The sequence below is a fragment of the Lentzea sp. NPDC003310 genome, assembly GCF_040610935.1.
Classification (GTDB): Bacteria; Actinomycetota; Actinomycetes; order Mycobacteriales; family Pseudonocardiaceae; genus Lentzea.
The window spans coordinates 236,788-261,839 of record NZ_JBEXNC010000015.1 but is presented as its reverse complement, the minus strand read 5'-3'; the positions used below and the strand labels follow the sequence as shown (position 1 = coordinate 261,839).

Below are 25,052 nucleotides of genomic sequence, written 5' to 3'. Positions count from 1 at the left end.
GCCCTCCCGGTCACACCCCGGCGGCGACGGTCTCCAGCGCCGGGATGAACCGAGGCAGCGACCGCCAAACCTCCTCGGTGTAGAAGTGCCCGCCCGGCAGCTCGACGTGCCGGTACTCGCCCCCGGCCAGCGCCCGCCACTGCGCCGCCGTGTCCGCGACGATCACGTCGTCGTCGGCTCCCGTCAGCACCTGCAGCGGCACCCCGACCGTGGTCCCGCCGGTGTAGGCGAACGTGTCGCGGACGCGGATGTCGGCGCGCATGAGCTCGAGCGCCATCTCCTTGAGCTCCTCGTTGCCGAGGACGTAGTCCGCGAGCAGCCCGTTGACCGTCATCCACGTGAGCAGGCCCTCGTCGGTGTCGCTCTGCGCGGGGAACATGTCGCGGGGCGTCAGTCCCCGGCTCGGCGCGTTCGCCGACGACACCACCAGGGCGTCGGGGCGGCGGCCGCCCGCCTGCTCGATGCGGGCGGCGACGTCGAACGCCATCCACCCGCCCATGCTGTGTCCGAAGAGGACGTACGGGCGGGTGGCCGCCGCCAGCACGGCCGCGGTGGCGTCGGTGGCGAGCGCCTGCCAGTCCTCGGCGTGGTCCTCCAGGAACCGGCCGTCGCGGCCCGGGTAGCAGATCGCGGCGAGCTCCACGTCGTCCGGCAGGACGTCGGCCCAGGGCAGGTACGGGCCGGCGCCACCGCCGCAGAACCCGAGGCACACCAGCGACCGCGTGGCCTCCGGCTTGCGGCGGGGGCGGACCACCACGTTGTCGATGTTGTCCACCGGACCTCCTAGACGCGCAGGGATTCGACGTGCCTGGCCAGGTCGGTCAGGCGGGGGTGGCGGTAGACGTCCTTCGTGGACATCTTGAGGCCGAAGGTCTTCTTCACCTTCGACACCACCCGCAGCGCGACCAGGGAGTGGCCGCCGAGGGCGAAGAAGTCGTCGTCGGCGTTCACCGCGTCGCGGCCGAGGACCTCGGCCCACACCTGGGCGATGAACTGCTCGAACTCGCCCTCCGGAGCGGTACCGGTCTGGGCCGGCGGTGCGGGCAGGGCGGCGGTGTCGAGCTTTCCTCCCGGGGTCAGCGGGAGTGCGGCGACCTCGACGAACGCGGCCGGCACCATGACCTCCGGCAGGGAGGCCGCGGCGTGCTCGCGGAGCTTCTCGGCTCCCTCCAGGCCCGACGGCACGTAGTAGGCCACGGGCTGACCGCCCAGGTCGTCGCGGACGACGACGGCAGCGGCGGAGACGGCCGGGGACGACCGCACGACGGTCTCGATCTCGCCCAACTCCACCCGGTGACCGCGGATCTTCACCTGGCGGTCGGCGCGGCCGTGGAACTCGAGCAGGCCGTCCGCGGTGCGGCGCACCAGGTCGCCGGTGCGGTACATGCGCTCACCCGGCGCGCCGGAGGGGTCCGGCAGGAAGCGGGAGGCGGTCAGGCCGGCGCGGCCGAGGTAACCCTGGGTCACGCGCGGTCCGGCGATGTGCAGCTCGCCGATCTCGCCGTCCGGGACCTCGCGCAACGCCGTGTCGAGGACCAGGAGCCGGTTGCCGGGCAACGGGTCGCCGATGCTCGGGTGCTCGCCCGCGACCACGGCGACCGTCGCGTCGACGGTGGTCTCGGTCGGGCCGTAGAGGTTGAACGCCTCCACGGTGTCGGCGGCGGCCAGCTCCCGCCACACCGGCACGCTGATCGGCTCGCCGCCGATGAACAGGCGCAGCCGCCTGCCGTCGGCACGTCCGGGCAGCAGGTGCTCGCGCAGCATCTCCCAGTGCGTCGGTGTCATGTCCACATCGGACACCCCGCACTCGTCCAGCCACGCGGAGAGCTTGGCGGGCTCGGTGCGGTGCGCGTCCTCCAGGACGACGATCGTGTCGCCGCGGCAGACCCGCGCCCACTGCTGCACGGACGCGTCGAAGGACGCGCTCGCGTTCCACGCCACGACGGAGGGTTCGGCCGCGTACACGGCCATCTGCGCCAGTCCGTCCACAAGGGACGCGACACCGCCGCGGGTGGCCAGCACGCCCTTGGGCAGACCGGTGGAACCGGAGGTGTAGATGACGTACGCGGCGTCGTCGGCCGACACCTCGACGTCGGCGAACGCGCCAGAGACGAAGACGGCCGAGTCATCCGCGACAGATGTTGTGCCCACCGCGGTGGCACCGGCCACGTCGTCCGGCGTCACGGTCGTGCGCACCTCGGCGTCGCCCGCCATGTGCGCCAGCCGGTCCGCCGGGTAGGCGGGGTCGAGCGGCACGTACGCCGCCCCAGCCCGCCACACCGCGAGCAGCGCGACGAGGAGTCCGTTGCCGCGCGGCACGCTCACGCCGACGCGGTCTCCGCGCACCACACCGCGCTCGGTCAGCACGGCGGCCAGCGCGGCCGTGCGGGCCTCCAGCTCGGCGAACGTCAGCGCACCGCCGGTGTCGCGCACGGCGACCCGTTCGGGCGCGGTCCGCACGACGTCGTGGAAGCGGGACAGCAGGTCCCGGCCCGTCATCGGTCGCCTCCGCTCACCGGGGTGGCCGACGGGGCGACGGTGGGCGCGCAGTCCAGCACGGAGACCGGCTCGCCCATGGCGACGACGATCTTGCGGTCGCCGCGGAACGGGTCCCGGCCGTGCGTGGACAGGATGTTGTCGACCAGGAGCAGGTCGCCACGCCCCCAGCGGCGCCGGGTGGTGGCGGCGTCGTAGGCGGCCTGGATGGTGGCGAGCTCCTCGCGGCTGAGCACAGTGCCGTCGCCGAAGGCGGTGTTGAACGGCAGGTCCTCGACGCCGAACTCGTCGACCAGCGCGTCGCGCAGCTCCTCGTCGAGCGCCCACTCGTTCCAGAACGCCATGTGGTTGAACCACACCTCCGCGCCCGTGACCGGGTGCGAGATGATGCCGGGGCGCAGCTGGGTGGTGCGCAGGTGGCCGTCGGACTGCCAGTCGCAGGACACCAGGTTCTCCGCGCCGTACGCCTCGACCTCCTCCTTCGTGGTCGCGGCGAACGCGGTCTGCCACGACGTGGAGATGTGCTCGGAGTAGCTGCGGTTGAGCAGCCAGCCGACCTTGCGCATCTTGGCCACGAGCTCGGCCGGCAGCGACGCGAGGACCTTGCGGCAGTCGGCCACCGGGGTCGCGCCGCCCTCGGGCGGGGCGATCAGGCAGGCGAACATGAGCAGGCCGGGGAAGGTCAGCGTGTAGCTGTTCTCGTTGTGCATGTGGATCGCCTGCGCGGCGGGCAGATCCGTGGACGAGAAGACGCCGTTGCCGAAGTCGCTGCGCGGGGTGGCCTTCTCGCGGTAGGGGGTGCGCTCGGGCATGAGCGTGTCGCGCACGAGGCCGAACGCGTCGACGTCGTGCACCGGCAGGCCGCGCACGTACACCGAGCTGTGCTCGTGCAGCAGGTCGCGCAGGGCGTCGGCGTTGGCCCGCAACCACTCCGTGGCCTGCTCGATCGTGTGCACGTTCTCGGCGTCGACGGTGGCGGGCGCGCCGGGCTCGATCGTGACCACCAACGGCGCCGTACCTGACAAAGCGGTGGGGCTCATCGCACTTTCCTCTCTGCTGTCGTGGTGCCGACGCTAGGGAGGCCGCGAACCGTTGTGCGGCAGGCGGTGCGGCAGCTGCTGGGGCAGGTGCGGGCTTCCGCAAAAGTGCCGCTCGACCTGCCGTTCCGGCCCTCAGCGCGCGCCTAGCTTTCGACTCGAACGTCCACCGCGCACACCGATCCGGAGGGTGACATGTCGCTGCACGAGGAGGTCGGCCGCATCGCGACCGCCGCACCGGATCGCACCGCGGTGCGATCCGGGGGGAGGTCGACCGGCTACGCCGAGCTCGACCGGCTGGCGGGCGGGCTGGCAGCGGAACTCGCGGCCGCGGGGCTGTCGCCCGGCGGTGTCGTCGCGGTGCGCAGCCGGTCGCGGTCCGACTACGTGACCGCGATGCTCGCCGTGTGGCGGGCCGGCGGCGTCTACCTGCCCCTCGACCCCGAGGCCCCCGTCGGACGCACGCGGGACATGGTCGGGGACGCCGGCGCGGCCCTGATCGTCGAGGACGGCGCCGTGCGCCGGACCGGGATCGCCGCCCGCGGCGCGACCGCCGGCCTGGCCTACCTCATCTACACCTCGGGCACGACCGGCCGCCCCAAGGGCGTCGCGGTCGACCACCGGGCGCTTGCGGCGCACGTGCCGGCGATCGCCGAGCGCTTCGGGATCACCGGCGAGGACGTGGTGCTGCAGCTCGCCGGCCCGTCCGTCGACGTCGCCGTCGAGCAGGTGCTGACGGCGCTCACCACCGGCGCGTGCCTGGTGCTGCCCGAACGCCGACTGCTGTCGGTCGACGAGCTGCTCGGCCTCATCGAGGACGAACGGGTCTCCGTCGCCAACCTGCCCGCGGGCTACTTCCACGACTTCACCGCCGCGCTGGACCGGGTGCCGCCGTCGTTGCGCACCATGATCTCCGGCAGCGACCGGCTCTCCCCCGCCGCCGCGGCCGAGTGGACGCGACGCACCGGGGTGCGGCTGTTCAACGCCTACGGCCCCACCGAGACCGTCATCACCGCGACCGCGCACGAGACGGGCGGCGAGACCGGGTCCGTGCCGATCGGCACGCCGGTCGGCGGGCGGCGCGCGCACGTCCTCGACGGCCTGCGTCCGAGCGACGAGGGCGAGCTGTTCCTGGGTGGCCCCGAGCTGGCCGTCGGCTACCTCGGCAGCGCCGCCCTGACGGCCGCGCGCTTCCTGCCGGACCCGTCCGGCCCGCCGGGATCGCGCATGTACCGCACGGGCGACACCGTGCGCCGCGGCGCCGACGGCGTGCTCGACTTCGTCGGCCGCGGCGACGACCAGGTCAAGGTCCGCGGGTACCGGGTCGAGCTGGGCGAGGTGCAGCACGTCCTCGCCGCCCACCCGGCCGTGGAGACGTGCGCGGTCGTCCCGCACGGCACCGGCCTGGCCGCCTACGTCACTGGTGACGCCGACACCGCCGAGGTGCGCGACTTCCTCGCCCGGCGGCTGCCCGCGCACATGGTCCCCGCCTCGGTCACCGCGCTCGACCGGCTGCCCCTCACCGACGGCGGCAAGGTCGACCGCGCCGCGCTGCCCGCACCGGCCGCCACCGAGCCCGTCGCCGACGTCGACGACGCGCCCCGCGACCACACCGAGCAGCTGCTCGCCGGCATCTGGGCCGACGTCCTCGGCGTCCGCCGGGTCGGCCCGCACGACAACTTCTTCCACCTCGGCGGCGACTCGCTGACCGCCGTCCGGGTCGCGAGCCGCGTGTTCGAGGCGTTCGGACCGGTCTCGCCCTACCTGGTCTTCGAGGCGCCCACGCTCGCCGGGTTCGCCGCCGCGCTGCGGGCCGGCTCGACGCCCGCCCGGCCCGGTCCGGTCGCCCGGCCCGGCGCCCCCGCGCCGTTGTCGCGGTTCCAGCGCGGCCTGTGGCTGCGGGAGTGCTGGGAACCCGGCGGCTCGGTCTACAACGTGCCGTGGCTGTTCCACTTCTCCGGCCCGCTCGACCCGGCCGCGCTGCGCCAGGCCCTCCAAGCGGTGGCCGACCGGCACGACGCGCTGCGCTCGACCGTCGGCACGGACGCGGATCTCGCGCCGGTGCTGGTCGTCCACGACCGCGTCGAGGTGCCGTTCACCGAGGTCCGCGCGGAGTTGGAGGAGCAGGTCGCCGTCGTGGCGCAGCTCCCGTTCGACCTGGCCGAGGGGCCGCTGCTGCGCGCCCGCCTGGTCCACACCGACGAGCACGAGGCGACCCTCGTGCTCGTCGTGCACCACATCGTCTGGGACGAGGGGTCGCTGCGGGTGCTCGACCGCGAACTGCGGGAGTGCTACCTGGCCGCAGTCGAAGGCCGCGCACCCCGTCTGCCCGAGCTGGCCGTCCAGTACCGCGACTACGCCCGCTGGTCCACAGAGGACTCCATCGAGTCCGATGTGGACTACTGGGTCGAGCACCTGCGCGGTGCGCCGTCCGCGCCCGCGATCCGGCCCGACCACGACGGGAGCGCCGGCACCGGACGCGGCGGGGTCCTGCCGTTCGCGTTCGACCCCGAGCTGGCCGAGGGTGTGCGCTCGCTCGCCCGCGCGGCCGGCGCCACCCCGTACCTCGTGCTGCTGGCCGCCCTCGTCGAGGCGCACCGGCGGCGCGGGATCGACGACGTGGTGATCGGCACGCCGGTCAGCGTCCGCGACCGCGCCGAGCTCGACGCGCTCGTCGGCTACTTCATCAACCTCGTCCCGCTGCGCTTCCGGCCCGACGGCGAGGAGCTGACCGGCCGCGACCTGCTCGACCACGTGCGGTCGGTGGCGCTGGACGGCTTCCGCCACCAGGGCGTGCCGTTCGAGGAGATCGTCGCCGCGACCTCCGGCGAACGCGACGGCGGCGGCACTCCCCTGTTCCAGCTCGTGTTCGAGATGCACACCGCCGACGCCGGGACCGCCCCGTACGGCGCCGTCACCGTCGAGAAGCGGTTGCACTCCAACGAGTTCTCCCGGTTCGACCTGTCCTGGTCCGTCGAGGACGACGGAGTCGGGCTGCACGGCCGCGTCGAGTACGCCGCCGACCTGTTCGACGCGGCCACCGCCGCGCAGCTGGGCGCGCAGTGGCGTTCGGTGGTCGAGGAGCTGGTCGCCGACGTCGACGCGGAGCTGCCCGTCGCGGCCGGACCGGTCGACATCGACACCCCCGTGCACGTCCGCATCGCCGCGCAGGCCGGGCGGACGCCGGACGCGACCGCCCTGGTGTCGGGCGCGGAGTCGCTGACCTACGCGGAGCTCGACGCCGCCGCCGACCGCGTGGCCCGGCACCTCGCCGCGCTCGGGGTCCGGCCCGGTGACGTGGTGGCGGTCCGGATCCCCCGGGACACCGCGCTGGTCGTGGCGCTGCTCGCCGTGTTGAAGTCCGGTGCCGCGTACACGTTGCTCGACCCCGACCTCCCCGCGGCGCGCCAGGACCAGGTGGTCGCCGACGCCGGCGTGCGGCTGGTCGTCACCGCCGACACGGTGGCCGCCGCGGACGGCTCCGGCGACGACTTCGAGGTCGCGCTCGACGCCGACGCCGTCGCGTGCGTCATGTACACCTCCGGTTCCACCGGACGTCCCAAGGGCGTCGCGGCCACGCACCGGGCGCTCGCGGCGACCTACAGCGGTCAGGACTACGCCGGGTTCGGCCCGGACGAGGTCTGGCTGCAGTGCTCGCCAGTGTCGTGGGACGCGTTCGGCCTGGAGCTCTACGGCGCCCTGCTGTTCGGCGGGACCTGCGTGCTGCACCCCGGCCAGCGGCCCGACCCGCAGACGATGGCCGAACTGGTGGCGCGGCAAGGGGTGACGCAGCTGCAGCTGTCGTCGAGCCTGTTCAACTTCCTGGTCGACGAGCTGCCGGAGGTGTTCGCCGGCCTGCGGGTGGCGTTCACCGGCGGCGAGCGCGCCTCGGCCGCGCACATCGCCCGCCTCGCGCGGCGGTACCCGCACGTGCGGGTCGTGAACGGCTACGGCCCGGTGGAGAGCATGGGGTTCACCACCACGCACGACGTGGGCTCGATCGACCCGAGTTCGGCCGTGCCGATCGGCCGGGCGGTGGCGCACAAGGGCGTCCGCGTCCTCGACGACAAGCTGCAGCCGGTCGGCGGCACCGAGCAGGGCGAGATCTGGGTGACCGGCGCGGGCCTCGCGCTGGGCTACGTCGCCCAGCCGGGGATCACCGCAGGCCGCTTCCTGCCCGACCCGCTCGGCGCGCCGGGGTCGCGGATGTACCGCACCGGCGACATCGGCGGCTGGAACCCCGACGGCACGCTGGCCATCACCGGCCGCGCCGACGACCAGGTCAAGATCCGCGGGTTCCGGGTGGAGCCCGGCGAGGTGGCCACCGTCCTCGCGGGCTGGACGGCGGTCGGCGACTGCGCCGTCGTGGCCCACGAGCCCGTGCCCGGTCAGCCGTGGCTCGCCGCCTACGTCACCGCCCGCGGCGACGTCGTCCCGGACCTCGCCGGCGTGCATGACTTCCTGGCGGGCCTGCTGCCCGACTACATGCTGCCGTCCAGCGTGACCGTGCTCGACGCGCTTCCCCTGACCGCCAACGGAAAGCTCGACCGGGCCGCGCTGCCCGCGCCGTCCGAGACCGCGGCCGCACCGACCGGCGGCCGGGCCACGACGGACGCCGAACGCCTGGTGGCGCGGGTGTGGGCCGAGGTGCTCGGCCTCGCCGAGGTCGGCCCGGACGACAACTTCTTCCGCGTCGGCGGCAACTCCCTGGCCGCCGTGCGGGTCGCGATGCACCTGTCCAGCGCGACCGGGTCCCGCGTCCTGCCCCGGCAGGTGTTCACCGCGCGGACCGTCAGCGCCCTCGCCCGCACGCTCGAGACGACTGGAGCAGCACAGTGAGCACCCCGACGCCGGTCTCCGGCCTGCAGCGCGGTCTGTGGTTCATGGACCGCTGGAACCCGGGATCGCCCGCCTACCTCGTGCCGTGGGTCTTCTCGTTCGACGGCGCCGTGGACGCCGGTGTGCTGCACCGCGCACTGCTCGCGCTGGTCGAACGCCACGAGGCCCTGCGCACCACGTTCGACCTCGGCGCCGACGGTCCTCTTCGGACGGTCCGGGACGAGGTGCGGCTGCCGTTCTCGTCGGTCGTCGTGGACGGGCCGGACGAGCTGCGGTCGGTGCTGGACCGCGAGACCCGCGCCGGCTTCGACCTGGCCGAGGGACCGCTGCTGCGGGCCACCTTCGCGACCGGGCCCGGGGTGGCGGACACGCTCGTGCTGGTCGTGCACCACATCGTGTGGGACGGCTGGTCGGCCGGGGTGTTCGAGCGCGAGCTGGCCGAGGTCTACAACGCCCTGGCCGAGGACCGCTCCCCCGAACTGGTCCCGCTGGCCCCGTTCGCCGAGGTCGCGGTGTCCACTGAGGACTCCCTGGCCTACTGGACCGACCGGCTCGCCGGCGCCCCCGCCGAGCTGACCCTGCCCACCGACCGCCCGCGTCCGCTCAGCCGCACATTCGCCGGCGGCACCGAACTCTTCGGCCTGGCTCCGGGCACCGCCGCCCGAGTCCAGGACCTCGCCGCAGACCTCGGCGCGACGCCGTTCGTGGTGCAGCTGGCCGCGTTCGCCGCGCTGCTGCACCGCTACACCGGCGCCAGAGACCTGGTGGTCGGCACCCCGGTCACCACCCGCGACCGCCCCGAACTGGCCGATGTCGTCGGCTACTTCGTCAACATCGTCGCCCTGCGGGTGACCATCGACCCCGCCGCCACCTTCGCCGACCTGGTGGAGCAGGTCCGCGACGCGGCCTTCGACGCCTACGCCTACCTCGACGTGCCGTTCGACGAGGTGGTCGACGCGCTGGCACTGGAGCGCACCGCCCGGCACGCGCCGTTGGTGCAGGTCGTCTTCGGCGCGCACGCCGAGGACCCCGCGCCACTGCGCTTCGGCGCGGCCACCGCGACCCGCCGCATGCACCACAACGGCACCAGCAAGTTCGACCTGACCTGGTCGACGTTCGACGACGGCGAGCTGCGCGGGGAGGTGGAGTACGCCGGCGACCTGTTCGACCGGTCGACCGTGCGGCGCATGGTGGGCCACTGGCGCACCCTGCTCGCCGCGGCGTTGGACGCGCCGCAGGAACCGTTGTGGCGCTTGAGCCCGCTGAGTGCGGAGGAGAGGGCGGAGGCACTGGCGCCGCCGCGCGCCGACCAACCGCGAGCCGTCCCGGCCGGTTCGGAGTCGCAGGCGATGTCGCCCGCAGGGCGGTCCGTCGAGCAGTTGCTCCCGACCGGTGGCGCTCCCCTCCCCCTGCACCGAGCCTTCGAAGCCGCCGCCGACGCCCACCCCGACCGCCCAGCCCTCACCCACGGCGACCGCTCCTGGACCTACTCCGAACTCGACGCCGCCGCCAACCGAGTCGCCCACACCCTCGCCGCCGACGGCGTCCGCCGGGGCGACCGGGTCGGCGTGCTGCTGGAGCGCGGCGAACGGGTCGTCACCGCCATCCTCGGCGTCCTCAAGGCCGGCGCCGCCTACGTGCCCGTCGACCTCGCCACCCCGCAAGACCGCGCCGACTTCGTCTTCGCGGACACCGGCGTCACCGTCGTCATCACCGACGACTACCTCGCCGACCCGCGGCTCGACGAAGCCCCAGAACACCGGCCGGCAACCGAGGTCGGCCCGGCCGACCTCGCCTACATCATCTTCACCTCCGGCTCGACCGGCCGGCCGAAGGGCGTCGCCGTCTCGCACGAGCACGTCGGCAGGCTGATGCGGTCCGGCCACGAGCACTTCGAGTTCGCTGAGACCGACGTGTGGACGCTGTTCCACTCCTACGCCTTCGACTGGACGGTCTGGGAGCTGTGGGGGCCACTGCACCACGGCGGACGGCTCGTCGTGGTGCCCAGGGTCGTCAGCCGTTCGCCCGAGGCGTTCGCGGACCTGCTGACCACCGAAGGTGTCACGCGGCTGTGCCTCACGCCGTCGGCGTTGCGGACGCTCGAGGGTGTGTTGCGGTCTTGGCCGCTGCCGTTGCCGGAGCTGCGGTCGGTGATGCTCGGCGGCGAGGCGCTCGACCCCGCCGTGGTGCAGCGCTGGTTCGCGTTGGAGCACTGCCCGCCCGCGGTGCTGTGCAACCTCTACGGCATCACCGAGACGACGGTGCACGTCACCACGCTGGACGTGCCGGACGCCGCGGCGTTCGGACGCAGCCTGATCGGCGAGCCCATGCCGCACCTGTCGGCGCTGGTGCTCGACGACCGGCTCCAGCCGTGCCCCGTCGGTGTCGCCGGCGAGCTCTACATCGGGGGCGGGTCGCTCGCCAACGGCTACTGGGGGCGGCCCGCGCTCACCGCGCGGCGGTTCCTGCCGGACCCGTACGGCGTCGTGCCCGGCGGCCGGCTCTACCGGACCGGGGACGTGGCTCGGCGGTTGCCCGGTGGCGGGCTCGAGTACGTGGGGCGCTGCGACGACCAGGTCAAGGTGCGCGGGTTCCGCATCGAGCTCGGCGAGGTCGAGAACGCCGTCACCGACCACCCGGCGGTCACGTCGTGCGTGGTGACGGTGCACGACGACAGGCTCGCCGCCTACGTCACGGTCGACGGCACCGCGCCGTCGTACGCCGAGCTGCGCGCGTTCCTCGCGGAGACGTTGCCGGAGCACATGATCCCGGCTACGGCGACCGTGCTCGCGGTGGTCCCGCTGACCGTCAACGGCAAGGTCGACCGGGCCGCGCTGCCCGCGCCCGACCTCGGTTCGGTGCGCGACGTCGACGCGCACGTCGCTCCCTCGACCCCTCAGGAGCGCGCGCTCGCCGAGGTCTACGCCGACGTCCTCGGTGTCGACGGGGTGGGCGCGAGGGACAACTTCTTCCACCTGGGCGGCGACTCCATCCGCGCCGTCCACCTCGCCGGGAAGCTGCGCCGGCTCGGCTGGACGCTGTCGCTGCCGGACCTGTTCGGCGCGCCGACGCCCGCCGAGCTCGGGCCGCTGCTGAAGTCCCTCGCCGGTCCGGCCACGCAGTCGGCGCCGTTCGACCTGGTGTCCGAAGAGGACAGAGCGGTGCTGCCCGCCGACGTCGTGGACGCCTACCCGATGGTCGCCATGCAGATGGCGATGATCTTCCACATGGAGCTGTCCGACGACGCGGGCGGCTATCACAACGTCAACAGCTACCGGGTCGCCGGCACGCTCGACGAGACCGCGCTGCGCCGGGCCGTCGGGGACGCCATGACCCGCCACCCCGTCCTGCGGACCACCCTCGACGTGTCCCGCTACAGCGAGCCGCTGCAGCTGGTGCACGCCGAGGCGCCGATCCCCGTGCACGTCACCGACCTGCGCGGGCTGAGCACCGACGAGCAGGACGCCGCGGTCGCCGAGGTGTTCGACGACAACGTCGCCGCGCGGTTCGACCTGCGCACCGCCCCGCTGTTCCGGGTCACCGCGCAGCACCTCGCCGACGACGCCTTCCAGCTCACCGTCGCCGAGCACCACGCCATCCTGGACGGCTGGAGCTTCACCTCGCTGCTCGCGGAGATCCTCGAACGGCACAGCGCTCTCTCGGCCGATCCCGGCGCGGAACCGCTGCCGCTGCCCCGGTCGACCTTCCGCGAGTTCGTCGCCGTCGAACGCGAAGCCCAAGCCTCCCAGGACAGCGAGCGGTACTGGAAGTCCACACTGGACGGTGCCAGCGGCGCGGTCTGGTCGAGCGGACCACCGGAGCTCGAGGACCCCGAGATCCCGCGCACGATCGAGCGCGTCATCCCCGGCGCCGACGACCTGTTGCGCGACACCGCCCGGCGCCACGGCGTCACGGTGAAGACCGTCGGCCTCGCCGCGCACGTCACCGCGCTGCACCGGATCACCGGCCTGGAGCGCTTCGTCACCGGCCTGTCGGTCAACGGCCGGCTGGAGACCGACGGCGGCACCGAGGCGTACGGCCTCTTCCTCAACACCGTCCCGCTGGTGGTCGACCTCGCCGAGATCGGCGCCGGCCTGATCAGGGCGATGCACCAGGCCGAGGCGGCGATGCTGCCCCACCGCCGGATGCCGTTCGCCCGCATCGCCCGCCACCTCGCCGACACCCGGCTGGAGGCCTGCTTCGCCTTCCTGCGCTTCCACTCGCTGGGCAGGCTCGCCGACTCGCCGACGAAGCTGCTCGACGACCGGATCGGCTGCGAGCCGACCATGCGCTACGAGCCGACCAACTTCGCGCTCGGCGCCGCCCTGGTGCAGGACCCGTCGTCGGCACGCGTGCTCCTCGCCGTCGACCACCTGCCCTCCGTCGTCCCCGACGCCGTCGCCGACTCCTACGCCGACGCCTACGTCGAGGCGCTGCACGTGCTGGCAGGCGACGCGGACCTGCGGGTCCCGGCATTCGCCCGCTAGCCCCCGTTTGTCCCCACCGGAGAAAGGACCATCCCATGGACGCGTTCACCGACTTCGCCGTCGTGATGAACCACGAGGAGCAGTACTCGATCTGGCCGACCGAGCTGGACGTGCCGGCCGGCTGGCACACGGTCGGCAAGAGCGGCGCCCAGCAGGAGTGCCTCGACTACATCGACGAGGTGTGGACCGACATCCGCCCGCTGAGCCTGCGCACCGCGCTGGGGGTCTGAGATGACCGCCACCACCGACATCGAGGGCGTGGTCGCCGCGGTCTGGGCCGACGTGCTCGGCGTCGAGCGGGTCGCGCCGACCGACGGGTTCTTCGCCCTGGGCGGGTACTCGCAGCAGGCGGTGCGCACCGTGCACCTGCTGCGGGACCGCCTGGGCGTGGCCGTCACCCTGCGGGACCTGATGTCGGCGGGCACGCTCGCCGACTTCACCGCCGCCGTGCGGGCCCGTGCCGAGGCGGGCGCGCCCGCCCGGCCGGTGGTGCGCCTGACCGGCAGGCGCGGTACGCGATGACCACCGCCGTCGCCCGCCCGGTCGTGCTGGACGACTGGTCCTACCTGCCCTGTCCGCGGGGGCCGCAGGCCCGGCGCCTCGTGTGCTTCCCGCACGCGGGCGGCGACGTCGGCACCTTCGCGGAACTGGCCGCCGCGGTCGGACCGGACGTCGAGGTGCTCGCCGTCCGGCTCCCCGGCCGGGGCGGGCGCTACACCCACCCGCTGCCCGGGACCTTCGCCGAGCTGACGTCCGCGGTCGCCGCGGGCATCGGCCCCCGGCTCGGCCCGGACGCGGTGTTCTACGGCCAGAGCTTCGGCGCGCTGCTCGCCTACGAGGTGGCGGTCGCGCTGGGACACCGGGGTCCGGCGGCGGTCGTGGCCGCCTCGGCCCCCGCCCCGGCGGACTGGCGGCGCACCGTCTCGGACGTCGTGGCCGATCCCGCCGCCGGGGCGGAGCGGCTGCTCGCCGAGTGCGGGCTGACCGTGCCCGACGACGACGCGGTCCGCGCCATGGTGCTGGCCGTGCTGCGCGCCGACATCGCCGTCGGCGCGACCTACCGGCACCGGCCGGGCCCACCGGCCCGGTTCGCCGTCCACGCCCTGGCGGGCGCCGCCGACCTCGGTGCGAGCCCGCCCGGGACGTGGGCGGGCACCACGACGGGCCCGTTCACCTCGGCGGTGCTGCCCGGCGGGCACCTGCTCGTCGCCCCCGGCGACCCCGGGCCGGCCGACCTCCTCCGAACCCTCTGCCTGGGAGCGCGCAGTGACCACCACCACGACCGTTGACCTGACCGACGCCCGCCTCTGGGCGGACCCCGGCATCGGCGCGCTCGTCGACGAGCTGCGCGCCGTCGCCCCCGTCCAGCTCACCCACACCGCCGAGGACGGTCCGGTGTGGTCGGTGCTGTCCTACGAGCACTCGTCCGCCGTGCTCACCGACGCGGCCACCTACACCTCGGCCGGCGGCTCGCTGCTCGGCACCGGCGGCGCGCCCGCCGGGGCCGGGAAGATGATGGCGCTGACCGACGGCAAGCACCACCGCGACCTGCGGGCGCCGCTGCTGCCGTTCTTCTCCCCCAAGGGCGTGCGCGGCAGTGCCGAGCGCATCAACGACCTCGCGTCCCAGGTGGTCGCCGAGGCGGTGGCACGCGGCCGGGTCGACCTCGTCGAGGTCATGGCCACCGTGCCGCTGGTGGTCATGTGCGACGTGCTCGACATCCCCGAGTCCGACCGGGACATGGTCGTGTCGGTGTGCGACGCGGCGTTCCTCGGCACCACGCCGCAGGACCGCAGGGCCGCCCACCAGCGGCTGCTGCCGTACCTGTTCGACCAGGCGATGCGCAGGCGGATGGCCCCGGCGGACGACCTGATCAGCGTGCTGGCCACGCACAAGGTGAAGGGCCGGCTGCTGCCGATCGAGGACGTGGTCCTCAACCTCGACAACATCATCGTCGGTGGCGTGCAGACCGTCCGGCACACCGCGGCGATGAGCATCATGGCACTGCTGGACAACCCCGCGGAGTTCCAGCGGCTGCGCGAGGGCTCCGTCGAGGTCGACTCCGCCACCGACGAGCTGCTGCGCTACACCTCCGTCGGCCTGCACGTGCTGCGCACCGCCACCCGCGACGCGGTGCTCGGCGGCGTCGACATCCGGGCCGGCGACAAGGTCGCGGTGTGGACGTGGGCCGCCGACCACGACGCGGCCGCGTTCGACGCCCCGCACGAGCTGCGCCTCGACCGGTCCCCCAACCGGCACCTGGCGCTGGGCGTCGGTCCCCACTACTGCATCGGCGCGCCGCTGGCCAAGGCCGAGCTCGGCGCGGTCTACCGGGCGCTGCTCGACCAGGTCGCCGAGATCGAGGTGACCGGGGAACCGGTGCACAACCAGTCGATCATCAACTTCGGCTTCGACCACCTGCCCGTCACGCTGCACGCGCGCTGAGAGAGGTCCTTCCCATGTCCCAGACGACTGTCCGCGACGCACCCCCGTCGCCACCCCGAAGGCCCGGCTGGACCCGCGTCGGGATCGTGCTCGGCGGCCAGGGCGTCTCGCTGATCGGCGACCAGGTCTTCTTCATCGCCGCGGTGTGGGCGGCCGCCCAGATGGGCGGCACCACCGCCGTCACCCTGGTCACCCTCGCCGAGTCGGTGCCCCGCGCGCTCGCGATGATCTTCGGCGGCGTGCTGTGCGACGCGCTGGGACCGCGGGTCGTGTTGCTGCGCACCACGTCCGTGCGAATCGCCCTGCTGGCGGTGGCCACGGTCCTGGCGCTCACGTCACCGTCGGTGTGGCTGCTCGTCGTGGTCGCGGCCCTCGAAGGCGCGTTGCTCGGTCTGGGCACGCCGTCGTTCGGCACGCTGATGCCGCGCATGGTCGACGGCGACCAGCTCGGCCGGGCGAACTCCGTGCGCACCATGGTTGCCCGGTTCGCGCCGATCATCGGCTCCCCGTTCGGTGCGTGGCTCGTCGCCGAGGGGCAGCTGCCGGTGGCGCTGGGCGTCGTGACGGTCGGGTGCGTGGTCGCGCTGCTGTGCCTGGTGCCGGTCACGAAGGAGCTGTCCGCGCCGACCGGTGCGCCGAGCGGGGTGCCGATGTGGAAGCGCACCGGCGACGGGCTGAAGCTGCTCCGCTCCGACCGCAAGCTGCGCCTGCTGTTCCTCTCCGCGCTGTGCCTCGACTTCGCGTTCGCGTGGCCGATGAACCCCGGCCTGCCGGTGCTCGTGATCGACCGCGGCTGGCAGGTCTCCGCCGTGGGACTGGTGATCGCCTGCTGGGCAGGAGGCGCGCTGGCCGGTGCCGGCATCAGCGCCGTCGTCGGCGAACGGGTGCCGTTGTCGGTCCGGCTCGTGGGCAGCGGTGTCGGCATCGGCGTGCTGCTGGTGGCGATGGTGCTCGCCCCGAACCTGGCCCTGATGGCCGGTCTGTCCGCCGCCCTCGGCGTCTGCTCCGGGCTCAACGGCCCCGCCGCCGTCACGCTCTACCAGAAGGCCGCACCGGCCGACCGGCTCGGCACCGCGATGGCGATGCTCGCGCTGGCGGGCATCGGCTGCGCCCCCTTCGCCTACGCCCTCTCCGGCGCCCTCGCCGGCCTCACCTCGCCCGAGCTCGCCTGGGCGGTCACCGCGCTGGTCGCGTTCGGCGGGCCGATCGCGGCCGCCCGCGCGCTGCGGATCCCGTCGGCCTAGAAAGGAAAGCCTCCCATGTCCGCACTGTCGTTCGGCCAGCAACGGTTGTGGTTCCTCGACCAGCTCGACGGTCCTGGCTCCGCCTACAACGTCCCGGTCGCCCTGCGGCTGCGCGGACCCCTTTCCATCCCCGCCCTGCGCGCCGCCGTCGCCGACGTGGTGGAGCGGCACGAGGTGCTGCGCACGGTCGTCCCCGTCGTGGACGGGACGCCGGGGCACCTCGTGGTGGCAGACGCGCGGCCGCCGTTCGAGGTGGTCGACGCGGAACTGCCCGCGGAGCTCGTGGCGGCGGCGACGCGGCCGTTCGACCTCGCGACCGAGATCCCGGTGCGCACCACGCTGTTCCGGGCCGGGCCGGACGAGCACGTGCTGCTGATGCTGCTGCACCACATCGCGGCTGACGGTGGCTCGTTCGGTCCGCTGCTGCGCGACCTCGACGCCGCCTACACCGCGCGGACCGCGGGCACCTCGCCGGACTGGGCGCCGCTCGAGGTCCAGTACGGGGACTTCGCCCTGTGGCAGCGCGAGGTGCTCGGGGACGAGGACGACCCGGACAGCCTGCTGGCCGAGCAGCTGACGTACTGGACCGAGCGGCTGGCCGGCCTGCCCGAGCGGATCTCGTTGCCCGCCAACGGCAACGGCACGGGCGCCGGCATCGTCGAGGTGGAGCTGCCGGCCGCGCTGTGCGCACGGCTGGGCGAGGCCACACGGGCGGCGAGCTGCACCCCGTTCGTCGGTCTGCAGGCGGCGGTCAGCGCCGTACTGGGCCTGAACGGCGCGGGACCGGACGTCGTGCTCGGCACCCCGGTGTCCGGCCGGCAGGACCCCGTGCTGGACGACCTGATCGGGTTCTTCGGCAACACCCTCGCGCTGCGCACCGACCTCGCCGGAGATCCCGGTTTCGGCGAGGTGCTGCGCCGTGCCAAGGACAGCGCGTTCGACGCCTACGCCCACCAGGACGTGCCGTTCGAACGGGTCGTCGAGCGGCTCGGCGTGGACCGCGCCTCCAGCGCCCACCCCGTCTACCAGGTGATGCTGGTGCTGCAGGAGGACTCGGCCCCGCCGCGGCTCGGCGGGCTCGACGTCGCCGTGGAGCCGCTCGACCTCGCGGCGGCCAAGCTCGACCTGAGCGTGGTGTTCGCCCGCCGTGCCGACGGCGGGATGGACTGCCAGCTCGAGTACGCCGCCGACCGGCTTGACCGCGCGTTCGTCGCGCACCTCGGTGAGAGCCTGGTCCGCCTGCTCGACCTCGCACTGTCCACTCCGGACGTTCCGCTGTCCCGCCTGGGACTGCCGGTCGCGCCTGCCCCGGCGCGCGAGGAGGCGCCGGTCCGGGTCGAGGAGGCACCGGTCCGCCGGCAGCCGCGCGACGAGCGCGAGCGAATCCTTTGTGGACTCTTCGCCGACGTGCTCGGTCTGGACTCGGTCGGCGTGCACGACGGGTTCTTCGCCCTGGGCGGGCATTCGCTGCTGGCGACCCGGCTGCTGAGCCGCGTCCGCGCGACGCTGGGCGCCGAGGTGGGGCTGCGCGCCTTCTTCCGCGCGCCGACCGTCGCCGGGGTCGCCGCCGCGCTCGACAAGGCCTCGGGTGCGGCGCTGCCGGCGCTGGTCGCCCGGCCGCGCCCGGAGGTCGTGCCGCTGTCGCCGGCCCAGCAGGGCCTGTGGTTCCTCGCCGGCGTGCGCGGCCAGGACCGCGCGTACACGATCCCGTTGACGCTGCGCCTGACCGGACGCGTCGACGTGCCCGCGCTGTCCGCCGCCCTGCGCGACGTCGTCACCCGGCACGAGAGCCTGCGCACGGTGTTCCCGGCCGTCGACGGGCAGCCGTGCCAGCACGTCCTTGCGGAGTTCGGCGACGTGCTGACCGCGCGCCGGTGCCCCGCCGCCGACCTCGACCACCTCGTCGACGAGGCGGCCCGCGCGCCGTTCGACCTCGCCACCGACCTCCCGCTGCGCGCCACCCTGCTGTCCACGAGCGACACCGAGTCGGTGCTCGTGCTGGCCCTGCACCACATCGCGGGCGACGGTGCGTCGAGCGGCCCTCTGCTGCGCGACCTCGGCATCGCCTATGAAGCGCGGCTCGCGGGCCGTGCGCCCGGCTGGGCACCGTTGGCCGTGCAGTACGCCGACTACGCGCTGTGGCAACGCGAACTGGACCTCGACGGCCGCGTGGAGCACTGGAAGACGGTGCTCGCCGGTCTGCCCGAGGAGCTGGCCCTGCCCTATGACCGGTCCCGCCCGGCCGAGCCGACGCACGCCAAGGACGCCGTCACCGCGCACGTCGGCGCGGACACCCACGCCGCTCTCGCCGCCCTGGCGCGCGCCAACCAGGCGACCCTGTTCATGGTCGTGCACGCCGCGCTCGCGACCGCGCTGACCCGCCTGGGCGCGGGCACCGACGTCGTCATCGGCACGCCCGTCGCGGGCCGCGCCGACGAGGTCCTCGACGACCTGGTCGGGTTCTTCGTCAACTCACTCGTGCTGCGCGTGGACACCGGTGGCGGCCCCGCCTTCACCGACCTGCTCGCCCGCGTCCGCGACACGGACCTCGCCGCCTACGCGGCCGCCGACGTGCCGTTCGACCGCCTGGTCAAGGAGCTCAACCCGCCGCGCGTGCTCGCCCGCCACCCGTTGTTCCAGGTGGCGCTGTCGCTGCTCGGCGGTGACGACTCGGGCGGCCCCGAACTGGCCGGGCTCGACGTCCACCTCGCCGACGGCGTGCAGGGCAACGCCAAGTTCGACCTCACCCTGACCGTCGACGAACGGCCGGGCGCCGCGGGCCTCGACTGCACGCTGGAGTTCGGCACCGACCTGTTCGACCCGGCCACCGCGCGCCGCCTGCTCACCGCCGTCATGCTCGTCCTCGACGCCGTCGCCGCGGACCCCGCCCGGCCCGTCGACCGCATCCCCGTCCTCGACGCCGGCGACGCGCTGGTCCTGCGGCAGGGCAACGACACCGCTGCGGCGTTCCCGGACGAGACCGTGCACGCCCTGTTCTCCGCCCGCGCCGCCGCCTGCCCCGACGCCGTCGCGCTGATCACCGGCGACACCGAGGTCTGCTACCGCGAGCTCGACGAGCGGTCCACCCGCGTCGCCCGCCACCTGCGCGAGTCCGGTGTGCGGCGCGGGGACGTCGTCGGCATCGCCCTGGAGCGCGACGCCGACCTCGTCGCCGCCGTGCTCGGCGTGTTCAAGGCGGGTGCCGCCTACACCGTGCTCGACCCCGCCCTGCCCGCCGACCGCGTCCGCGAGATCCGCGCCGACGCCGGTGTCGGCGAGACCCTCACCCCGGCGCGCATGGCCGTGGCCGCCGGCCTGTCCGCCGACCCGGTCGACGTCCCCGGCGCACCGACGGACGCGGCGTGCGTCATGTTCACCTCGGGCTCCACCGGCCGTCCCAAGGGAATCCTGGGCTCGCACCGCTCGATCGTGGCGAGCCTGCTCGCGCAGTCGTTCCTGGACTTCGGCGAGCACGAGGTGTGGCTGCAGTGCTCGCCGGCCTCCTGGGACGCGTTCGTGCTGGAGCTGTTCGGACCGCTGCTGACGGGCGCCTCCTGCGTGCTGCACCCCGGCTCGCGCCCCGAGCCCGCCGTCGTCGCCCGCCTCATCCCGCAGCACGACGTCACCACCGCCTACCTGTCGGCCAGCCTGTGCAACTACCTCGTCGACGAGCACCCGGAGGTCTTCGCCGGCGTGCGCCAGGTGATGACCGGCGGCGAGGCGGCCTCCGCCCGCCACGTCGGCGAACTGCTGCGGCGCCACCCGCACGTCCGGCTGGTCAACGGCTACGGCCCGGTCGAGACCATGATCATCGGCACGGCCTCCGTGCTGACCCCGGCCGACGCGCTCGGCCGCGCGGTCCCGATTGGCCGCTCGATCGCCAACAAGCGCACCCACGTGCTCGACGCGGCCCTCCAGCCCGTGCCCCCCGGCGTCGTGGGCGAGGTCTACCTGTCGGGCCTCGGCCTCGCCGAGGGTTACCTGGGCCAGGCCGGCCTGACCGCGGGCCGGTTCGTGACCAGCCCGTTCGACGGCCCCGGCGAGCGCATGTACCGCACCGGCGACCTGGCCCGCCGCCGGGCCGACGGCGTGCTGGAGTACGTCGGGCGCACCGACGACCAGGTGAAGATCCGCGGGTTCCGGGTGGAGCCGGGCGAGGTGGCCGCGGTGCTGACCCGGCACCCGGCCGTGGCGCAGGCCGCCGTGGTCGTGCGGGAGGACCGGCCCGGCGACAAGCGTCTGGTCGCCTACCTGGTGCCCGCGGATGGCGCGGCCGAAGCCCTCGACACCGCCGCGGTCCGCGCGCACGCCGCCGCCACCCTGCCCGACTACCTGGTGCCCGGCGCGTTCGTGGTGCTCGACGCCCTGCCGCTCACCCCCAACGGCAAGCTCGACCGCCGCGCCCTGCCCGCCCCGTCCACCGAGACCGCCGCCGAGGAGGCCCGGCCGCGCACGGCCCGCGAGGAGATCCTCTGCGCGATGTTCGCCGACCTGCTCGGCCTCGACGGCGTGGGCGTCCGCGACGGCTTCTTCGACCTCGGCGGCCACTCGCTGCTGGCGGCCAAGCTGATCGCCCGCGTCCGCACCACGTTCGGCGCCGAGCTCGCGCTGGCCGACTTGTTCGCCGAGCCCACCGTCGAGGGTGTCGCGGCCGCGGTGGACCGTGCCGCGGGCAGGCCCGTCCGGCCGGCGCTGGTCGCGGGGCCGCGGCCGCGGGTGCTGCCGCTGTCGCCCGCCCAGTCGCGGCTGTGGTTCCTCAACCGCCTGGAGAACCAGGGCGCGGGGTACGCCGTGCCGTTCGCGTTGCGCCTGAACGGGACGCTGGACCGCGAGGCGCTCACGGCCGCCCTGCACGACGTGGTCGGCCGGCACGAGGCGCTGCGCACCGTCTTCCCCGAGGTCGACGGGACGCCCTGCCAGCTCGTGCTCGACGAGTGGCGGCCCGCGCTGGACGTCGTCGAGCTCGACGGGGACCTCGACGCCGCGCTCGCCGACGCCGCGCGGCAGGAGTTCGACCTCGCGGTCGACGCTCCCGTGCGCACCACGTTGTTCGCCACCGGTCCCGACGAGCACGTCCTCCTCCTGCTGCTGCACCACATCGCGGTCGACGGCGCGTCGCTCGGGCCGCTGGTCCGTGACCTGCGCACGGCCTACACCGCACGGCTGCGGCAGGAAGAGCCCGGCTGGGCGCCGTTGCCGGTGCAGTACGCGGACTACACGCTGTGGCAGCGCGACCTGCTCGACTCCCTGCTCGCGGACCAGGTCGAGCACTGGCGCGGCGCGCTCGCGGGACTGCCCGACGAGCTGGCGCTGCCCACCGACCGCCCCCGCCCGGCCGTCGCGACCCACCGGGGCGGCACGGTGCCCGTCGAGATCGGCGCCGTGCTGCACGCGCGGTTGCTGGAGCTCGCGCGGGAGCACCGGGTCACGCTGTTCATGGTGCTGCAGGCCGCCCTGGCGACGCTGCTCACCCGTGTCGGCGCGGGCACCGACATCCCGATCGGCACGCCGGTCGCGGGCCGAGCGGACCGCGCGCTCGACGACGTCGTCGGGTTCTTCGTGAACACCCTCGTGCTGCGCGTCGACACCGCGGGCGACCCCGCGTTCACCGACCTGCTCGCCAGGGTCCGCGACACCGACCTGCGCGCGTTCGAGCACCAGGACGTGCCGTTCGAACGGCTCGTGCGGGAGCTGAACCCGGCCCGGTCGCTCGCCCGGCACCCGCTCTTCCAGGTGTCGCTGGTGCTGCAGAACAACGACCAGGCCGACCTGTCCCTGCCGGGCCTCGAAGTCACCGAGCACGAGCTCGGCGCGGAAAGCGTGAAGTTCGACCTCGGGCTGGGCTTCGCCGAGACGCCCGGTGGCGGTCTCGGCGGGTCGCTCGCCTACTCCGCCGACCTGTTCGACGCCGGCACCGCGCGGGACCTCGCCGACCGGTTCGTGCGCGTGCTGGCCGCCGTCGCCGCCGACCCCGGCCTGCGCACCCGCGAGATCGACGTCCTCGACGCCTCCGAACGCACGCGGATCCTGGCGGACTGGAACGACACCGGCGCCGACGTGCCCGCCACGACCCTGCCGGCCCTCTTCGCCGCGCAGGTCGCCCGCACGCCGGACGCCCCCGCCGTCCGGTTCGAGGGCGAGGTCCTGACCTACGCCGAACTGGACGACCGCGCCACCGCGCTGGCCCGCGCCCTGCACCACGCGGGTGCCGCACCCGGCCGCACGGTCGGAGTGGCGCTGCCGCGGTCGCTCGAGCTGATCGTCGCGCTGCACGCCGTGCACAAGGCGGGCGCGGCCTACCTGCCCGTCGACCCCGGCTACCCGGCCGACCGGGTGGCGCACATGGTCTCCGACGCCGCGCCGGTGCTCGTGCTCACGCCGGAGTCGCTGGCCGCACTCCCCGCCGTGACCGACCACGCCCCGCTGCCGTCGGCGACCCCGGACGACGCGGCGTACGTCATCTACACCTCCGGCTCCACCGGCAAGCCCAAGGGCGTGGTCGTCCCGCACTCCGGCATCGTGAACCGCCTGCTGTGGATGCAGGACCAGTACCGCCTCACCCCGGCGGACCGCGTCCTGCAGAAGACCCCGTCGAGCTTCGACGTGTCGGTGTGGGAGTTCTTCTGGCCGCTGATCACCGGTGCGCTCCTGGTCGTGGCGCGGCCCGAGGGGCACAAGGACCCGGCCTACCTGGCCGACCTGATCGAGGACACGGGCGTCACGGTCGCCCACTTCGTCCCGTCGATGCTGGAGGTCTTCACCGCCTCCGTCGACGCGGGCCGCTGCCCGAGCCTGCGCCAGGTCGTCTGCAGCGGCGAGGCACTGCCGACGCCGCTGGCCGAGCGCTTCGCCACGTCGTTCGGCGCGCACCTCGACAACCTCTACGGCCCCACCGAGGCGTCCGTGGACGTCACCTGGCAGCGCTTCCGGCACGACCCGACGCCGTCCGTCCCCATCGGGCGCCCGGTGTGGAACACGCAGGTCTACGTCCTCGACCCGGCCCTGTCCCCGGTGCCCGCCGGCGCGACCGGCGAGCTGTACCTCTCCGGCACGCAGCTCGCCACCGGCTACCTCAACCGGCCCGCCACCACGGGCCAGCGCTTCGTCCCGAACCCGCACCGGCCGGGCGAGCGCATGTACCGCACCGGCGACCTGGTCCGCTGGCACGCCGACGGCGTGCTGGAGTACCTCGGCCGCACCGACGACCAGGTCAAGATCCGCGGCGTCCGGATCGAGCTGGGCGAGGTCGCCGCCGCCGTCGCGGCCCACCCGTCGGTGGTCCAGGCGGCCGCCGTGGTCCGCGAGGACCGCCCCGGCGACAAGCGGCTCGTCGTCTACGCCGTGCCCGCGGGCGTCGACACCGCCGCGGTGCGCGAGTTCGCGGCGCGGTCACTGCCCGAGGCGATGGTCCCCGCGGCCGTCGTCGGGATGGACGAGCTGCCGCTGAGCCCGTCCGGCAAGCTCGACCGCAGGGCGTTGCCCGCGCCCGACTTCACCCGCACACCCACCCGCGCGCCGCGCGACCATCGCGAACGCGTCCTGTGCGCGCTGTTCGCCGACGTCCTCGGCCTGGACTCGGTCGGGGTCGACGACGACTTCTTCGACCTCGGCGGTCACTCGCTGCTCGCCACCCGCCTCGTCGACCGCGTCCGCCGCGCCCTGGGCGTGCGCGCCACCATCCGCGCCGTCTTCGACTCCCCCACCCCGGCGGGACTGGCCACCCGCCTCGACGAGGCCGGCGCCGACCCGCTCAACGTCCTGCTCCCGTTGCGCACCACCGGTTCCCGGGCGCCGCTGTTCTGCGTCCACCCCGCTGCGGGCATCGGCTGGGTCTACTCCGGACTGCTCCGCCACCTCGACGACCGCCCCGTCCACGCCCTGCAGTCCCGTGCCCTCACCGAACCCTGGACCGGCACGATGGACGAGATGGTCAAGGACTACGTGGCCGAGATCCGCGCCGTGCAGCCCGAGGGTCCCTACCACCTGCTGGGCTGGTCCTTCGGCGGACAGGTCGCCCACGCGATCGCCACCCGCCTGCAGGCCGAGAACGCGGAGGTGGCGTTCCTGGCCCTGCTCGACGGCTACCCCGGCACCCCCGGCTCAGGCCCCGCCGACACCGATCCCACCGCCGACCTCCTGGCATCGCTGGGCCGCACCTCGCTCGACGACCTGGTCCCCGTCCTCGGCGCCCGCGCCGTGGCGGCCCTCCCGGCCGTCTTCGCCCACAACCGCCACCTCTCCGACACCCACGTCCCCACGACCCCTTACCGCGGCGACGCCCTGTTCTTCCTGGCGACCGAGGGCCGCACCGACTCCTCACCGCACCCCGACGCGTGGGCGCCGCACCTCACCGGCACCCTCCACCTCCACCCCGTCGCCACCACTCACGGCGCCATGACCCACCCCGCCCCCATGTCCGAGATCGCGGCCACCATCGCCGACCACCTGAACAGCTGACCGACCGGCGCCGCCCTCAGTCCACAAAGGACGGGGGCGGCCCTTCG

At 74.3% G+C, this 25,052-nt stretch carries 11 protein-coding genes; 8 read left to right on the top strand and 3 right to left on the bottom strand.

Going from position 1 to position 25,052, the window contains the following annotated elements; all coding sequences use genetic code 11:
- Positions 1 to 10: 10 nt before the first annotated feature.
- Genes ABZX02_RS30310 through ABZX02_RS30300 form a run of 3 tightly spaced genes read right to left on the bottom strand, consistent with a single transcriptional unit; the run spans position 11 to position 3,536 of the window.
- The gene (locus ABZX02_RS30310) at positions 11 to 775 is read right to left on the bottom strand and encodes an alpha/beta fold hydrolase (protein WP_355303101.1); all 765 of its coding nucleotides are present in this window, start codon (positions 773 to 775) and stop codon (positions 11 to 13) included.
- Positions 776 to 783: 8 nt separating this feature from the next.
- Positions 784 to 2,499, bottom strand: a complete 1,716-nt coding sequence (locus tag ABZX02_RS30305; protein WP_355303099.1) for a non-ribosomal peptide synthetase — start codon at positions 2,497 to 2,499, stop codon at positions 784 to 786.
- Positions 2,496 to 3,536, bottom strand: a complete 1,041-nt coding sequence (locus ABZX02_RS30300; RefSeq protein WP_355303097.1) for a TauD/TfdA family dioxygenase — start codon at positions 3,534 to 3,536, stop codon at positions 2,496 to 2,498. The genes ABZX02_RS30305 and ABZX02_RS30300 overlap by 4 nt, the downstream gene beginning before the upstream one ends.
- Before the next feature lie 192 nt (positions 3,537 to 3,728).
- Between ABZX02_RS30300 and ABZX02_RS30295 the strand changes: the two genes are divergently transcribed.
- Genes ABZX02_RS30295 through ABZX02_RS30260 form a run of 8 tightly spaced genes read left to right on the top strand, consistent with a single transcriptional unit; the run spans position 3,729 to position 25,005 of the window.
- Positions 3,729 to 8,372 carry an amino acid adenylation domain-containing protein gene (locus ABZX02_RS30295; protein WP_355303095.1) on the top strand — a complete coding sequence of 1,548 codons (4,644 nt, stop codon included), beginning with the start codon at positions 3,729 to 3,731 and terminating at the stop codon, positions 8,370 to 8,372.
- Positions 8,369 to 12,859, top strand: coding sequence for an amino acid adenylation domain-containing protein (locus ABZX02_RS30290; protein WP_355303093.1), 4,491 nt, complete (start codon positions 8,369 to 8,371; stop codon positions 12,857 to 12,859). Before ABZX02_RS30295 ends, ABZX02_RS30290 begins: the two co-directional genes overlap by 4 nt.
- Before the next feature lie 35 nt (positions 12,860 to 12,894).
- On the top strand, positions 12,895 to 13,089 hold the full coding sequence (locus ABZX02_RS30285) for an MbtH family NRPS accessory protein (RefSeq protein ID WP_236221424.1): 195 nt from the start codon (positions 12,895 to 12,897) through the stop codon (positions 13,087 to 13,089).
- Between the two features lies 1 nt (position 13,090).
- Complete coding sequence (locus tag ABZX02_RS30280) at positions 13,091 to 13,381, top strand: phosphopantetheine-binding protein (RefSeq protein WP_090004346.1); 291 nt, start codon at positions 13,091 to 13,093, stop codon at positions 13,379 to 13,381.
- Positions 13,378 to 14,148: an alpha/beta fold hydrolase gene (locus ABZX02_RS30275; protein WP_355303090.1), complete on the top strand. Its 771-nt coding sequence runs from the start codon at positions 13,378 to 13,380 to the stop codon at positions 14,146 to 14,148. Before ABZX02_RS30280 ends, ABZX02_RS30275 begins: the two co-directional genes overlap by 4 nt.
- A complete protein-coding gene (locus ABZX02_RS30270) occupies positions 14,126 to 15,304 on the top strand; it encodes a cytochrome P450 (RefSeq protein WP_355303088.1) in 1,179 nt (392 codons plus the stop codon). The genes ABZX02_RS30275 and ABZX02_RS30270 overlap by 23 nt, the downstream gene beginning before the upstream one ends.
- Positions 15,305 to 15,318: 14 nt before the next feature.
- A complete protein-coding gene (locus ABZX02_RS30265) occupies positions 15,319 to 16,548 on the top strand; it encodes an MFS transporter (RefSeq protein WP_355303086.1) in 1,230 nt (409 codons plus the stop codon).
- 15 nt (positions 16,549 to 16,563) lie between these two features.
- Positions 16,564 to 25,005 carry an amino acid adenylation domain-containing protein gene (locus ABZX02_RS30260; protein WP_355303084.1) on the top strand — a complete coding sequence of 2,814 codons (8,442 nt, stop codon included), beginning with the start codon at positions 16,564 to 16,566 and terminating at the stop codon, positions 25,003 to 25,005.
- The last annotated feature ends 47 nt before the right edge of the window (positions 25,006 to 25,052 follow it).